Source organism: Parabacteroides bouchesdurhonensis, from assembly GCF_900186615.1.
In the GTDB taxonomy this organism is placed as follows: Bacteria; Bacteroidota; Bacteroidia; order Bacteroidales; family Tannerellaceae; genus Parabacteroides; species Parabacteroides bouchesdurhonensis.
The window spans coordinates 2,410,395-2,426,610 of record NZ_LT896588.1; the positions used below are offsets into that span (position 1 = coordinate 2,410,395).

Annotated in this window: 15 protein-coding genes; 5 read left to right on the forward strand and 10 right to left on the reverse strand. The window is 38.1% G+C overall.

Translation table 11 applies throughout. The features are described from left to right. Positions 1-11: 11 nt before the first annotated feature. Genes C1721_RS10410 through C1721_RS10425 form a run of 4 tightly spaced genes read left to right on the forward strand, consistent with a single transcriptional unit; the run spans position 12 to position 5,173 of the window. Positions 12-1,016: an HlyD family secretion protein gene (locus C1721_RS10410; protein ID WP_102408281.1), complete on the forward strand. Its 1,005-nt coding sequence runs from the start codon at positions 12-14 to the stop codon at positions 1,014-1,016. Further along, positions 1,009-2,193 (forward strand): ABC transporter permease, encoded by a 1,185-nt coding sequence (locus C1721_RS10415; RefSeq protein WP_102408282.1) that lies wholly within the window; start codon positions 1,009-1,011, stop codon positions 2,191-2,193. Before C1721_RS10410 ends, C1721_RS10415 begins: the two co-directional genes overlap by 8 nt. Then, entirely contained in the window at positions 2,177-3,388 is a 1,212-nt protein-coding gene (locus C1721_RS10420; RefSeq protein WP_102408283.1) for an ABC transporter permease, read from the forward strand. Before C1721_RS10415 ends, C1721_RS10420 begins: the two co-directional genes overlap by 17 nt. A gap of 60 nt (positions 3,389-3,448) precedes the next feature. Then, positions 3,449-5,173 (forward strand): S1 family peptidase, encoded by a 1,725-nt coding sequence (locus C1721_RS10425; RefSeq protein ID WP_102408284.1) that lies wholly within the window; start codon positions 3,449-3,451, stop codon positions 5,171-5,173. 59 nt (positions 5,174-5,232) lie between these two features. Here the strand turns inward: C1721_RS10425 and C1721_RS10430 are convergent, their stop codons facing one another. From C1721_RS10430 to C1721_RS10475, 10 genes are all read right to left on the reverse strand, one after another. After that, entirely contained in the window at positions 5,233-5,946 is a 714-nt protein-coding gene (locus C1721_RS10430) for a phosphatase (RefSeq protein WP_102408285.1), read from the reverse strand. A 32-nt stretch (positions 5,947-5,978) separates the two neighbouring features. Next, positions 5,979-7,574: an ABC-F family ATP-binding cassette domain-containing protein gene (locus tag C1721_RS10435; RefSeq protein WP_102408286.1), complete on the reverse strand. Its 1,596-nt coding sequence runs from the start codon at positions 7,572-7,574 to the stop codon at positions 5,979-5,981. Positions 7,575-7,860: 286 nt separating this feature from the next. Next, the gene (locus C1721_RS10440) at positions 7,861-8,694 is read right to left on the reverse strand and encodes a nitroreductase family protein (RefSeq protein ID WP_102408287.1); all 834 of its coding nucleotides are present in this window, start codon (positions 8,692-8,694) and stop codon (positions 7,861-7,863) included. A 12-nt stretch (positions 8,695-8,706) separates the two neighbouring features. Then, on the reverse strand, positions 8,707-9,741 hold the full coding sequence (locus C1721_RS10445) for a TQO small subunit DoxD (RefSeq protein ID WP_102408288.1): 1,035 nt from the start codon (positions 9,739-9,741) through the stop codon (positions 8,707-8,709). Positions 9,742-10,390: 649 nt separating this feature from the next. Next, a complete protein-coding gene (locus C1721_RS10450) occupies positions 10,391-11,392 on the reverse strand; it encodes a GGGtGRT protein (protein WP_102408289.1) in 1,002 nt (333 codons plus the stop codon). A gap of 7 nt (positions 11,393-11,399) precedes the next feature. Continuing rightward, positions 11,400-11,591 carry a hypothetical protein gene (locus C1721_RS10455; protein WP_102408290.1) on the reverse strand — a complete coding sequence of 64 codons (192 nt, stop codon included), beginning with the start codon at positions 11,589-11,591 and terminating at the stop codon, positions 11,400-11,402. Then, positions 11,584-12,276 carry an iron-sulfur cluster assembly scaffold protein gene (locus C1721_RS10460; RefSeq protein WP_102408291.1) on the reverse strand — a complete coding sequence of 231 codons (693 nt, stop codon included), beginning with the start codon at positions 12,274-12,276 and terminating at the stop codon, positions 11,584-11,586. Before C1721_RS10460 ends, C1721_RS10455 begins: the two co-directional genes overlap by 8 nt. Positions 12,277-12,398: 122 nt before the next feature. Beyond that, entirely contained in the window at positions 12,399-12,845 is a 447-nt protein-coding gene (locus C1721_RS10465; RefSeq protein WP_102408292.1) for an OsmC family protein, read from the reverse strand. Positions 12,846-12,849: 4 nt separating this feature from the next. Further along, a complete protein-coding gene (locus C1721_RS10470; RefSeq protein ID WP_102408293.1) occupies positions 12,850-13,971 on the reverse strand; it encodes a TlpA disulfide reductase family protein in 1,122 nt (373 codons plus the stop codon). Between the two features lie 397 nt (positions 13,972-14,368). Next, positions 14,369-15,202, reverse strand: a complete 834-nt coding sequence (locus C1721_RS10475) for a CvfB family protein (protein ID WP_102408294.1) — start codon at positions 15,200-15,202, stop codon at positions 14,369-14,371. A 201-nt stretch (positions 15,203-15,403) separates the two neighbouring features. Between C1721_RS10475 and C1721_RS10480 the strand changes: the two genes are divergently transcribed. Then, positions 15,404-16,216, forward strand: a complete 813-nt coding sequence (locus C1721_RS10480; protein ID WP_102408295.1) for a polysaccharide biosynthesis/export family protein — start codon at positions 15,404-15,406, stop codon at positions 16,214-16,216.

Sequence of the window (16,216 nt, forward strand, 5' to 3'; positions counted from 1 at the left end):
TCATATAAATTATGGATAAGACAAAGAAATATCTAAGTATCTCTTTTATTGTGGTACTTATTGTTGTTGTTATCATTTCTGTGGTTGGCATGCTGTTACTGGGGAAAAAACCGGTGATATTGCAAGGACAAATAGAGGCTACAGAAATACGGATTTCCGGTAAACTTCCCGGACGCGTGGACACTTTCCTTGTGCAAGAGGGGCAGTTTGTGAAACAAGGTGATACGCTAGTGGTGATCAATAGTCCTGAAGCGGAAGCAAAGTATCAACAAGCTAACGCGATGGAAGATGTTGCCATTTATCAAAACCAGAAGGTGGACGAGGGAACTCGTAAGCAGATTATTAATTCATTGTTCCAATTATGGAATAAAGCCAAGTCGGATCTTCAACTTGCCGGAACTACCTATAAACGTATTCAGGCATTATACCGGGATAGTGTCGTTACATCTCAGCGAATGGATGAGGTGAAAGCTCTTTACGATGCTGCTGTTGCTAATGAAAAGGCGGCGCATAGTCAATACCAGATGGCTGTAGAAGGGGCACAAGTGCAAGATAAAGAAAGTGCCCGTTCTCTTGTTCAGGCTGCTCGCGGAACGGTGCAGGAGGTAGAAGCTTTATTGCAAGATGCACGTCTTGTAGCTCCTGAATCCGGACAAATCTCTACTATTTTTCCAAAAAGGGGCGAATTGGTTGGAGCAGGAATGCCTATTATGAATTTAATTGTATTAGATGATACGCACGTAGTGTTAAATGTCCGTGAAGACCGTTTGCCTTCTTTTAAAATGGGAGGAATCTTTAAAGGGGATGTACCGGCTATCGGTAAGAAAGATATTAAGTTTAAAATATATTATATAAGTCCGCTTGGGAGTTTTGCTACCTGGAAGTCAACAAAACAAACCGGTAGTTATGATATGCGTACATTTCAGATCAAAGCGCAACCCGTCGATCCGATAGAGGGATTACGACCGGGAATGTCTGTATTGGTGGATTTTGATACGGATATAAACAATGAATGATAATAAACGACATAATGCTTTTTACTCCGTTTTCAGGCGTGAACTGCGTCGTATGGTATCGCGAAAACTGTATTTTGTCGTTTGTGTTGTATTGCCGTTGTTTTGCATCTTTTTTATGGCGACAATATTCGGCAATGGACAGATGGAAAATATTCCGGTTGGAATTGTGGATCAGGATCAGACATCAATGTCACGTGAAATAACGCGTCAGATAGATGCAGTGCCTACTTTTCGTGTTACCCGGCATTATGCTGATGCGGAGACAGCCCGTAAAGCGGTTCAATCAAAAGAAATATATGGCTTTCTTGTTATACCAGATCAGTTTGAAACGGATGTAACCGGAGGTCGAGAAGCTGTTTTGTCTTATTATTATCATTATGCACTGTTGAGTGTAGGAGGAGAAGTTCGTTCTGCTTTTGAGTCAACTCTACGGACATTATCTATGGCTCCAATCGTATTGCAGGCGGCTTCTATAGGAGTTGCTAAGGAAGACGTTACAACTTTTTTGTTACCAATTAAATCGAGTAACCATCCGCTTTTTAATCCGGATTTGAATTATTCGGTTTATTTGAGCCAACCTTTCTTTTATATATTTTTTCAGGTCATTGTTTTATTGGTGACGGTGTATGTAATAGGTCTGGAAATTAAATTCCGTACCGGTGATGAATGGCTTTCTATAGCAAGGGGGAATATGCTGATAGCTATACTTGGGAAATTATTACCATATACCATTATCTTTAGTATAATGGGTGTTTTTGCCAATTATATCTTATTTGGAGTGATAAATATTCCTTTCTCCTGTGGCTTTTGGCCGTTAAATCTGACAACCATTCTTTTTATTATAGCAACGCAGGCTTTGGCTGTTTTTATATTTTCTTTGTTCCCGGCTATAAGTATTATAATTAGTATAGTGTCGATGGTAGGATCACTTGGTGCAACTCTTTCAGGCGTTACATTTCCTGTAGCATCTATGTTTGTCCCTGTTTATTATACATCGTTTCTTTTTCCAGTAAGACATTTTGTTGTGATTTGCCAGAATTTGTTGTATGGTGATTATGGTTTTGCTTATACTTGGCAGAATTTTTCTTTGCTGTTTGTTTATGTTTTGTTGGCATTATTGCTATTGCCGCATTTGAAAAACGCTATTTTAAGTCGCAAATATGAAAATATTGAATAACATAAGAAAAGGTTTATCCGATGTAAGTGTAATTATACACAATGAGTTTCGGACCATTTTCACCAGTTTTGCTATTTTATTGGTGTTGATAGGAGGAATTTTTGTTTATGGCTTACTATATAATTATATGTATGCCCCTGATGTGGTCCGTAATGCACCGGTAGCCATTGTTGATTATTCCAAAAGCGAGCTTAGCAGGCAGTTTATCCGGTATCTTAATACGACTCCTCAAATTGAAGTGGTTACGGATGGAGTTGATTATTCGGAAGCTCAGGTTCTGATGAAAAATAATGAGGCGGTTGGAATCATTTATATTCCCGAAGATTTCGAAGATCGTGTTTCTCGTGGCGAACAGTCTATATTTATTGCCTACGAAACTACCAGTGCTTTTCTTTATTACATGTCGATGCAGGAAGCCTCTTCGGCGGCAATGCTAGCCTTGAATGAGAATTATCGCCCTAATATGATTGTGTTTTTGCCGTCAGGTTCGGCTACACAATTGGCTTCTGCACAGCCTGTCACTGTAGTTGGCACTGCGTTGTATAATTTTACGGAAGGGTATGGCACTTATCTTATTCCTGCCGTTCTGATCGTTATTATTTTCCAGACATTATTAATGTTGATAGGAATGATAAGCGGAAAGGAACGTGAAACCGGTTCTATTGCCTGTTATGCAACCGAGGGTATTTCTTTCGGGAGGGTCTCACGTATAATTGCTGCAAAAACATTTGTATATCTAGTATTGTATGCTGTTTTTTGTCTGTTTCTGTTAGGATTTATCACTTTATTGTTTGATATGCCGGACTTGGGAAATCCCTTTTATGTTATAGCTTTACTTGTTCCGTTCATTCTGGCTACCAGTTTTTGGGGATTAGGATTATTTGTCTTTTTTACAGACTCCGAAGCACCACTTTTATTTATTGCTTTTTTTTCTGTCGGATTTATTTTTCTGTCCGGAGTTTCTTATCCTATGGAATTGATGCCATGGTATTGGAAGGTGGCTCATTATATCGTACCGGCACCACCGGCTACATTAGGTTATGTACAGTTAAGCTCTATGGGGGCATCGCTTGAACAAATACGTATGGATTATATAACATTATGGATACAATGTATCGTTTATTTTGTTTTTGCATGTCTGTCTTACCAATACCAAATCAGAAAAGCGGCATACCAAAAGATAAAAACACAATAACGCGTATATTGTTGGATAATATCATTATTTTTGCGGCAGTGTCTAATAACATGGAAAAAAATGAAGCGAATACTATTATTTGTGTTGGTCTGTTGCTATGCTGTTACGCTGGCAGCACAAAAGAAAGCTCCCAAATGGATGGAGAAGGAAAAAAACGCTGTACTGACTGTTACTACGTATAAAAATGATAATACAGTATTGCACAAAGGAACCGGATTTTTTATAAGTGAAACCGGCGAAGCTCTTTCTGCTTATTCTCTTTTTAAAAATGCTCATAAAGCAACTGTAACTGATGCCGGAGGAAACACTATGCCGGTATCTCTTATTCTTGGAGCAGACGAATTATATGATGTTATTAAATTCCAGGTGTCTGCGCCGAAGAAGGTTACTTTTTTCCCTTTGGTATCTGTCCCTATACAAGTTGATGAAAAAGTATATTTGTTACCATATACAACAGGAAAAGTATCTTCTTTTGAAGAAGGGCAAGTTATAGAAGTTTCCAAATTAAAAGATAGTTATAATTACTATAAAGTTAGCTTTCCATTGGAAGCATCAGAAGTAAATTCTCCTTTGTTGAATGAAAAAGGGGAGGTTTTCGGATTGGCACAAGAGGATGCTTCTGGAAAAAAAGAAAACTCATACGCCGTATCTGCCGGTTATGCAAATAGTTTGGCTTTGACTTCTGCCGATGCATTTAATATAACTTATACAAATATCGGAATACGAAAAGCATGGCCGAAAGAGGTTGATCAGGCATTGGTGTCGCTCTATTTGCATTCCGGTACGCAAGATGCGAAAGAATATCTGAATACATTAAATGATTTTATTGCTCATTTCCCTAATACAGCAGATGGCTATCAGAATAGAGCATCGCATTATGCGCATTATCGGGCACAATTGGCATCAAGTCCTGCGGAGGAACAGAAATATCTTGATTTAGCTTTAGAAGACATAGCAACTGCCGGAAAGTTCATGGAGAGAAAGAGTGATATGTGGTTTAATAAAGCAAAACTTATTTACAGTGTATCGGCTGATACTACTTTAGCAAATGATAAATGGACAGTTAATGCCGCGCAGGAAGCACTTCAACAAGCTATTAAAGAAGATGATCAACCTTTATATCATCAATTAATGGGTGATATCTATTTTTCTCGTCAAAATTATGAGGAAGCTTATAATAATTATATGAAGGTAAATAATAGTAATCAGTCTTCCCCGTCATCTTTTTATATGGCGGCTAAAGCAAGAGAAAACATGCCGTCGGCCAATTTTGGTGAATTGATTATGTTGCTTGACAGTGCTGTTGCTAAATGTGGTACAACTCCGTCGCCGGAAGCTGCAACTTTTGTGTTGGAACGTGTTGATTTGCGAATGAGGTTAATGCAATATAAAGAAGCTATTGACGATTATAATCTTTATTTTAATCTGATGGGAGGCAAAGTTTCGGATTCTTTTTATTATTACCGGGAACAAGCCAAATTCCGTCAGGGTGATTTAGCGGGTGCTTTGGCTGATATTCAGATGGCGATTAAGATGAAGCCGCAAGACTCGAATTATTATGCAGAAGAAGCTTCTGTTTATGTCCGTATGCAGACATACGATAAAGCTCTTGAAAGTATTGATAAGGCTTTGAAGATTGCTCCGGATTTTGCTGCTTGTTATCGGTTGAAAGGTGTTTGCTTTATCCGTCAAGAGAAAAAGGCGGAGGCTTGTGAGGCTTTTCAAAAAGCAAAAGAATTAGGTGATCCTGTAGCTGATAAGTTGATTAAAGAACATTGCAAGTAGAATAGCAGATAGATGAAAATCCTCCAATAACCATTTTTAAGAGTGGTTATTGGAGGATTTTATTTTTGTCTTATGAATCTTTTAAATAGTTCAACCTTATCGTTCATAATGAGGCTTTCCGGAAATTCGGTAATATTGAGTAATTCGTAAATATGGTCATATCTGGCTATATCAAAAGAAATATGAGCATCACTGCCAAGTATAACCGGAACATTATACTGTTTACAAAGTCTTAGTATCTCCAGGTTATTCTCTCGGGCTAACGGTTTTTTACGTGCCGGATTCAACGAACTGTTGTTTATTTCCAGTAAAGTTTGACTTTTCTTTGCCGCCAAAACAATAGGCTCAAAATGAAGGAGCGCAGTTCCATCTCCCGGATGACTGATTATATTTACGTACGGGTTTTGAATCGCACCTATAATTGCGGAAGTATTATCATCTACTGTCCCCAGTGTGTAACAAAGAGAATGAATACCGGCAATCTTTATATCCAACAAAGGAAAATAACTTTCTGGTAGGTCTATTGTTCCTTTGTAGTCTATAATGTTCAATTCTGCTCCAAGTAACAGTTCTATTCCATACATCAGGCGAGGCACAACATGCAGATTGCGGAAATAAATAGGATCACAAGTGCCCGGAATGCCCGGAGAATGTTCTGTTATTCCGAGTATCTGTAACTTCTTTTCTGAGGCAGTCTGAGCCATTTCCTGTAATGAGCTAAAAGCATGTCCGCTGGCTAAAGTATGTGTATGTACATCTAGTAGGATATTCATATTTTTTTGTTTAACTGCTACAAAGGTATGAATTAATGTAATTCGATATAGGTGTCGGCAGCTCCTATCTCTTTAACGAATCGTGTGTCGTGTGAAACAACCAGTATAGTTCCTCGATATTCTTTGAAAACAGAAGTTATAATGTCTATATTCTGTATATCGAGATTATTTGTAGGTTCATCTAAAATAATGAGATCGGGAGTTTGATTGCTTATCATCAGACAACAGAGCATAAGACGCATTTTCTCTCCACCACTTAATAAGGCACAGCTTTTATTCCATGTATCATAAGGGAAAAGATAACGGTTTAGTATCATTTTTACTTCATGCTCCGGAAAATGACGAAGATTATACATTTGTGCCTGTTCATAAATGGAAAGCTCTTGCCGGATGATAGAGTATTCCTGATCAATATAAAGACTGCTGATTTCTGTTCGGTCAATAGAACCTTTATTTGGTTCTAATTGACCGGTTATTAATTTCAGAAGGGTGGTTTTCCCACTACCATTATTCCCAATGATAGACAGGCGATCACCACTCCTGATTCGGAAACTGAGAGGCTTTTCCCATATAAAATGGTTTCCATAGCGGAAGTTTATGTCATTTGCGGTTATCAATATTTTACCAATATGTAAATCCGAAGAATTGAAGTTTATTTTCATCATTTGTATGTCGGATATGGATGTACGCAATTCTGCAATGTTACCAGACAGAGAGGCTAGTTTTTCTTCATGTACTTCTTTAAGCTTTGAGGTACTTTTTTCTGCTTTATCTTGTAATGTATTCATTGCCATGCGGGAAATCCCTTTTTTAATATTGTTCTTTTTACCGCGTGAATCATGTTTTTGTTTCTTCTCTGCCATTGTTTGTGCTACTTTTCGAGCCAGTCGTAACTCTTTTTCTTTACTGTTTAATAGAGTCAGGAGAGAAGTCTGTTGCTGCTCTTTCTGTGCTTTATAAAAATCGTAATTTCCTCCATAGGCTGTAATTCCATTGTTTTCCAACTCATAAATATAGGAAAGCCGGTTTAATAATATACGATCGTGGCTGACTATTATGATTGTAGCAGATGATGTTGTTATAAGGTCATATAACTTATTCCGGCTTGGTTTATCTAAATGATTGGTCGGTTCATCCATCAAAAGGATTGCTGGAGCATGAATCTGAATGCCGGAAAGAAAAACTTTTGTTTTTTCTCCACCGCTTAATGTCTCCATCTTTTGATGTAGCGGAATGTGGCTTAATCCCCAGAAAGATAAGGCTGCCAAACTTTTTTCTTCTATGTTCCAATCTTCATTCAAGATCGAAAAATTCTCAGAAGTAACATCCCCGTTTAAGATAGAATGTAAAGCATTAATTTTGTCATCTACTTTTAATGCTTCAGCTACCGTTTGTTTGGAATATTGCTCAAAGTGCTGAGGTACATAGTAGGAGGGGGAAGACATAATAACTTCTCCTTCCTGCACATTTAGATACCTTTGCATTAAATATAATAGAGTAGATTTTCCTGAACCGTTATTTCCGATAAGTGCTACTTTCTCACCTTTATTGATGCTAAAGCTGATGTTTTTAAACAGAATGGTATTATCCGAATGCCTGTATGTCAAGTTTTTTACAACTATACTCATAATTGATTAATTAAGTTTTGAATATAATGATGAAGGCCGGGAGGAAATGGGCCGGAAACAGTTAAACAGGCATACAATTATGCTCGTGTCATACGAATTATATGTAAACTGATATCTGAATTAATTGTCGTATATGGAAATGAGCACCAAGTGAGACTGTTATGCTACCCGGCCGGACAATTAAAAACCCATTGTAGATTGGTTATTCAGATATTTTCATCGGAGTAATTCTGTAATTAGACGATGCAAAGGTAAAGATTATTTTGGAAAGATAAAAATGCTATTATTATCTGTCCACGTATTTCGGATATTTGAAAGCCGGAATTCCTAGTGCCATGATTGCATGTATTTTTCCATCTATTCCAAGCTTACGGGCCAGAGTGTCTTTTCCTTCTTGTTTGATGGCAGTTAAAACGAATCCCATGTATATCTGGCTTATACCCAGAGATTGTGCCATTAAAGAGGTATTCTGATAAGCCAGATTTGAGTCTTCACAGCCGAATCGGTTGGATTTGGGCGTATGGATAAACAATAGTGCCGTTGCGTTCCTCAGGATAGGATCGTTTCCTGCAAGGTGTTCTGTTTTCAGACGTTCAAAGGCTGGTACATATTTATAAACGCCTTTAATGAAAGGTTTAAGTATGCATTTTACTATCGGATTCAGTAAAACTTTGGCTAAAGAACTGAATACACCGATTGTATAATCGCTGACCCAGAGTAATTTTTCCGGATCAGTGATTATAGTAAAAGATACGGCCCGCGCATTAGAAGCTGTCGGCGCATAATTGGCAGCTTCTATAATCTGGTTCAATATCTCTTCAGGTATCGACTTCGATGTTAAAGACCGATTGGAACGACGTGATTTGATCAATAGCATAACCTGTTCAGGGGTAGGCATTTTAACATAATCAATTGTGTGTATCTTTTCAGATGGAAAATCACTGTGCTGTACTGAATCTGTAGGGCATACGTCTACACAATGCCCACAGACGATACAGGTGTTGATATGTATTAAGCCGATATTCTTTTTCGTCTTTTCTTGTGTAAATATACCTGATGGACATACTTTTACGCATTTTCCACATTTAATACAGGTGCTTTGATCAATGTTTAAAGTCATTATATCGATATATTAATAGGTTATGTTTTTTTGCCAGGTAATACCGCTTATATCAGTCAGAATCAGTTCATATTCGCCTTTGGTAATGTTGGCTATAGAACTGTCATCGATTGTTATACCAGCTTTACTTCCAAGTGGAATAACCAGACTGTATTTTCCCGGAGTTACTTTGGCTATATATTTGTTGTGAATACTGGATTCCGGAAAATGAGCTAAATCTTCGCTATCTTTATGTAATATGACATTTCCTTTTTGGTCTTTTAAAGTAATACCGATTAAGAAAGATCCGTATACATCTGCGCCTTCTACGCGATAAACAGAAAAGGATAATTTGCCGTTGTTAATAGTTGCATCCGATATTTCTATTTTGGGTTTAACCGATTTGTTATGTAGTTTGCCCCAAACGCCGTTATGGAATATCTGATTGGTTGCAAGCGTTAGGAACAATAAGGCAAATGCTCCTATTCCGGCAATTTTACTTAGTGTGTTTGTTTTTACAGGAAGAATGCCAGAAGTCAGCCATCTTGTCCATGAACGATTTTGTATAAATGGAATTTTAGGGATTAACAGGTAATCCAGCGAGTATTTTCCTCCTCCTGATAAGAATAAGGTAAAACCGGCAGTTGCTCCCAGTATTCCGATCTGCCATTCATCGAGACAAGTTGTTCCCAACCACCCGGAACCCAATAAAATACCGGTTGCCAATCCAAATATTCCAATGCTCATCAGTCTCGTGAGAAATCCCAACATGATTAATAATCCGACTATTCCTTCTATAATTGTAAAAATCACCATTGCCCACCATAAAATGTCAGGGTTGGTAACCATATATTCGATCATTGGTTTAATACCTAGAGCATTCGGTAGAAAATGATTGAATTTTTCTCCAACATAACCCGTTGCATCCGGTATTAATTTATTTTCTAAAATAAGGCGTCTCCAAAATGCAGAAAAATAAGTCCATCCAACTACTAATCGTAATGAAAGGGTAAATAAGCCGATCATGGAGTATGTATAAGACATCTCCTGTTTATTATGATTTATCATATTCTAAATGTATTTGTAAGTGAACTAATCTATTTAAGTTTTTTTGTCTATCGAGGGCTTTATTGTGACGCAATCTTAAATAATTAGTTTACGATAACAGATGAACAGTGAGGTTTGTATGAATGCATCTGTATTTCGCCTTACTTGTTCGGACCGGATTATTCGGATCGGAAGATAAATATGTGTGTCTGTTGAGAAAAAATCGGATAGAGATGTATATTGAATTTTATCCTGCTCTTTACAGGAAGAAGAAACTTCAAAGATACAGGTGTTGAGTGTATTATTGCAATTCTCGATATTGGTTGTCCGCACAGGTATATGCAACATCTGCTTGAATTCTCTCTTGGTAGGGCAGGAGAGTAGCAAGAAGAATATCATCGGAAACAAGATGAAGCCCGTCAAACATTTACCTGTTTTAGATGTCATTGCTTATCGTATTTGCATGTTTTGTGAAATAATTAAATCCCTGTTATAATTCCTTATGCGAATGAACTTTTTATTTGCTACCTGTTATTATAACAACTTTAGTTCTGTTTTGTTCTAAATCTTAGACCTTTTCAGATTGAAGCAAAGCTAATATTGAGCTATAGAAAACAAAAATCCCTGTAACTGAAAGGTTACAGGGATTTATATATAATGAAGTTTTTAATTACTTCTTCATAGCTTCTTCAATAGCAACTGCTACAGCAACACTGGCACCTACCATAGGGTTGTTACCCATTCCGAGGAATCCCATCATTTCTACGTGAGCAGGAACTGATGAAGAACCAGCGAACTGAGCGTCACCGTGCATACGGCCCATAGTATCTGTCATACCGTAAGATGCAGGACCTGCAGCCATATTATCCGGATGCAAGGTACGACCTGTACCACCACCGGAAGCAACAGAGAAGTATGGGTGACCATTTTCCATACATTCTTTCTTATAAGTACCTGCAACTGGATGTTGGAAACGAGTAGGATTTGTTGAGTTACCTGTGATAGATACATCAACACCTTCTTTGCGCATAATGGCAACACCTTCGCGAACATCGTCAGCACCGTAGCACTTAACTTTAGCACGCAAACCGGTTGAGTAGGCTTTCTCTTCGATTACGTTAACTTCTCCAGTCATATAATCGAACTGAGTTTGAACATAAGTGAAACCGTTGATACGGGAAATAATTTTAGCTGCGTCTTTACCTAAACCGTTCAGGATAACGCGCAATGGTTCTTTACGAACCTTGTTTGCCATTTCTGCAATCTTGATAGCACCTTCTGCTGCTGCAAAAGATTCGTGACCTGCAAGGAATGCGAAACATTTTGTTTCTTCGCGAAGCAAACGAGCTGCCAGATTACCATGTCCGATACCTACTTTACGATCATCAGCTACAGAGCCTTTAATACAGAATGCTTGCAGACCGATACCGATTGCTTCGGCAGCGTCAGCAGCATTTGTACAGCCTTTTTTAATAGCGATGGCAGCACCTACAACGTAAGCCCAGCAAGCATTTTCGAAACAAATAGGTTGTGTTTCCTTACACATTGTATAAGGATCGATACCTTTAGTGTCGCAGATAGCTTTTGCATCTTCGATACCGTTGATACCATATTCTTTTAAAACCGCGTTGATATGATCGATACGACGGTCATAACTTTCAAATAAAGCCATATTATTTTTACTTTTTTAAATTCTTATTTACCAGGAATAAAGATACTAGAAAGTTGAAAACAAGTACACCACCACAACAGGCCATATAAAACGCCATCCACGGTTTCTCAGGCTTCATTACGAAGTAAGCAATAACCGAAGCGATTGTTGTAATTATGATTAGCCCGATGAGGACGCGTGTCAATGTTTTCTTATTCATTACGAGGATCGATATATTTTACAGCTTCTTTGAAACGACCGTAAGAGCCTTTTGCTTTTTCCAGTGCTTCGTTAGCATCCATACCTTTCTTTACCATATCCATGAATTTACCAAGGTGGATAAATTCATAACCTATTACTTCGTCATCAGCATCCAATGCCATACGGGTACAATATCCTTCTGCCATTTCCAAATAACGGGTACCCTTAGCCAATGTTCCGTACATTGTACCAACTTGGCTACGAAGACCTTTACCTAAGTCTTCCAAACCTGCACCGATAGGCAGACCATCTTCTGAGAATGCAGACTGTGTACGACCATAAACGATCTGCAGGAATAACTCGCGCATTGCCGTGTTGATAGCGTCACAAACAAGGTCTGTGTTCAATGCTTCCAGCAGAGTTTTACCCGGAAGAATTTCTGATGCCATAGCAGCAGAATGAGTCATACCGGAACAACCGATTGTTTCTACAAGTGCTTCCTGGATAATTCCTTCTTTAACGTTCAATGTCAGCTTACATCCACCTTGCTTTGGTGCACACCAACCGATACCGTGAGTCAAACCAGAGATGTCAGAAATCTGAGTTGCTCTAACCCACTTTCCTTCTTCAGGAATCGGAGCACACTGGTGGTTAGCTCCCTTCTTTACAACACACATGTGTTGAACTTCATGTGAATAAATCATAATCGCTAATTTATTATATTAAAGAGTAATGAAATTTTATGCTAATATTATAGTACTATTACTTTCTTTAAAAACCGCACAAAGATAATTTTTTTAATTTAGCTCTGCAACGGCAAGATTTGTTATTTGTTCTCTTCGTTAAGATTAAGTAACGTATTGTTCAATATTATTTGCCAAGTCACCGGAGCTATTTTTTTCATCATAAGTGTTACGCCACAATATTTTTCTTGTGACAAACGGACTGCTTTTATTATTTTGTTGCTGTCGGCAGGATCGGCTGTGACGTGGTAAGTTACTTGAAAAGCTGTATATACCATTGGTATCCCATCTGATGTCTCTGCTGTTACATCAATAGATAGATTGTCGAAATGTATGCGCATCTTTCTGAAAAGAGGCGCTACATCCATGCCTGTACAACCTGCTAATGCTATTAACATAAGTGCCTTGGGGCGTGGCCCTTCATCGTTGCCTCCATTTTCTATGGATGTATCTATTGTAATGGGATGTCCATTCAGCTCTGTCTCAAATGTGGAATCTTTCTTCCATTTTAAAGTAATTTTAACGGACATAGAATTATTTAATTATTTCTTGTAGTTTAGCATCAATTGCCTCTCCGTGCAGGCCTTTGGCGATGATCGTTCCGTCTTTATCTACCAATACGGTATGAGGGATACTGTTTACTCCATAAAGCGCCGCTCCCGAGTTTTTCCAGCCTTGCAGGTCTGAAAGCTGTGTCCATGTGATGTTCAAGTCTTTTATACCTTTAGCCCAAGCCTCTGCTTTACTGTCCAGAGAGATACCTATGATATCGAATCCTTTGTTCTTATATTTCTTATAAGCAGCTACCAGATTTGGCATATCCCGGCGGCAAGGAGGACACCAGCTGGCCCAGAAATCGATCAATACTACATTCTTTCCATTGCCAACGAATTCTGAAAGTTTATGTATCTTTCCATCTGCATCGGGTAATTCGAAATCGACGAATTTCTTGCCTACGGCTACGGTATTCAATACGTCCAGATGAGCTATCAGCTTGTCAATATTCGGAACAGCTTTAAATGCGGCATCTGCTTTAGCAATGATCTCGTTTTGAGTAGCCTCATCCAAACTATAACGGAAATCGTACAATAATTTAGCGGCAGATTGTTTTGTCGGATTGTTTAAGATGTAGGCTTTAACGGCATCGGTTACTTTTTGGTCGATCTCGTCTGCTTTTTTCTCCGCAGCTTTAGCTATTTCCACATCGTCAGATTTCATCTCAGCGGAAAGCTGCTCAATGCCGGCACGTAAAGTCTTCATCTGTGCCTGTAAAGCTGTCAGTCCATCATTTTCGGGAGTACCGGATGTCGAGGAAACTTGGTCAAGGACTACTTGCAATTTCCCGTTTTCCAATACGAATGTGCTGGTGAAAGGAGCGTTTTCTCCATAAGCTGCACGTTTAGGCTCTACTACATCCTTAGCGAATGCTAATGTACGGAGAGCGGGAGCGTCCTGTGTTCCCTTTAATGTGAATGTACCGTTTTGCACTAAAGCGCTGTCTAACGGCGCGGAATCATTCATGCCATATTCATACATATAAACGTATTTGCCGTTTAGATCGGCATTTGTTACTGTACCGGCAATCTCATAACCTGGCTTTTCGTTACATGCAGCCAAAAATAGGGCTGATGTTACAAGAATAAAATATTTATTCATCTTGTTTGTTTGTTTAAGTAATTAAGTTCTAGAGATAATTCTACAAAGATACAAAGAGTTTGTAAATATCAGTTGGTTGTGGCAGTAAGTTAATCATAAAAACAAATACTTTTAATTTTTAATAGCGCATCATCTAGCAAAAAATATCCGCACTTTTATTCTTTTGACCAGGCTCGAAATCAATTTTGCCCTAGCTCAAAATCAATTTCGACCTGGCTCAAAAACAATTTTGACCTAGGTCAAAAGAATAAAAATGCGGGATCTTTTCCATAAAATGTCAGGAGAATGGATTTAATAAGTGGGGAGAAACCAATTAGTTTTCAGGCACAAAAAAACAATTAGCCCGGACTTTTGGAATAAAGCCCGGGCTAATTGTCTGTCTATTCTTAGAAAATTTTTATTCTTTGAGGCGGATGCCGTCTTTTTCTAATGTGATAAGATGCTGTTTATACAAAGCTCCTATTGCTTGTTTGAATGCTTTTTTACTGCAACGAAACAGGGAATAAATAACATCGGGGTCGCTTTTATCATGTACCGGAATATAACCTCCCTGAACCTTTAAAGCTTCCAATATAACATCGGTAATACCTTCTACCTTTTTATACCCTAGAGGTCTAAGGCTGACATCTATTTTTTCATCATCGCGAACCTCTTTTATATATCCTTTCAGGTGTTCCCCTTTTTCCAACCGGCGGAATACTTCGTTATGATAAACCAATCCTCCGTGCAGATTATTTATGATGACTTTATATCCTATATCCGTTTCATCAGCAATGAGTAAATCCACTTCCTGGTTATATTCATACAAAGGAGGTGTGTTGTTCAAAAACTTCTCGATACGGGCTGAAGCCATAATTCGTCCCGTAACATGATCTAAACGTACATATACCAAATACCACTTGCCTTCTTGCATAGGCATTTTTTGTTCTTTAAAGGGGACAAGTAAATCTTTCATTATGCCCCAGTTTAAAAAAGCTCCGGTATTGTTTACCGACTTAACTTCCATGTATTTAAATTCTCCTACAATGGCAAATGGTTTGGCTGTCGTAGCAATAATGCGTCCTTCGTTGTCGTGATAAATGAATACTTCCACATCGTCACCCGGCTTTACATTCTTAGGGACATATCGGGCAGGCAGAAGTATTTCCAGACCGTTTCCTCCGTCCAGATAAACGCCGAAATCTAAATCTTTTACTATTTTGAGCGTGTTATATTTTCCAATTTCAACCATGAATCAATTTGTTTTGTGGCAAACTTACGCAATAATTCAGGAATAAGCTGTAAAAGCATTGATAATTTTGGTTGCTTGTGCAGCAATATATCAAGTATTGCATCGTTATTAATGTAACTTTAAATTTCGGAACACTTATTGATGTTCTCCGCTAGTTTAAAAGTAGTATATTTGCACCTTATTTGAAGAATACTAAAATTTATGAGAGTGAAATTATTATCAGTAGTAGTGCTTGCCTTGTTATTAGGGGCGTGCGGAACGCCAAAAGATGTCGTTTATTTTCAGGGGATTGATTCATTAACACCCGAGCAAATAGAAGCAATGAATCAATCTTATAATACAAAAATAGTTCCGGATGATTTGTTGAACATCACTGTTACTGCATGGGATCCTTCTGTGGTTACCCCGTTTAATCCTCCTACCTATGCCTATCCGCAGCAAGGAGATCAACCTGTTTTTGCATCTCAATCATTATATAATTATCTGGTGGATAAAGAGGGAATGATTAATTTCCCGGTACTGGGAATGTTGCATGTTGCAGGCCTGACAAAACAGGAATTGAGCAAAATGTTGGAAGAAAGAATTTCCAAATACGTGAAAGACCCTTTGGTGAATGTCCAGATTTCAAACTTTAAAGTTACTCTGATGGGTGAAGTTAACCGGCCAGGGTCATTAAATGCACGTAATGACCGTTTGTCTATTCTGGATGCTATTGGACAATCGGGAGATTTGACTATTAATGCAAACCGAAAGAATATTCTGGTAATAAGGGATGAGAATGGAAAAAAGGAAATGGCACGTTTGGATTTGACAGATCCGGCAGTCTTTGCTTCTCCTTATTATTATCTGCATCAGAATGATGTTGTTTATGTGGAACCCAATAAGGCAAAAAAGAAAAATTCACGTTATAGTCAGGCTCAACAGTACAGTATCACAGTCTTTTCTTCTGTGATCAGTGCCGTATCAATTATAACATCAATGGTTATTACGATTATTAATACTTCAAAGAAATAA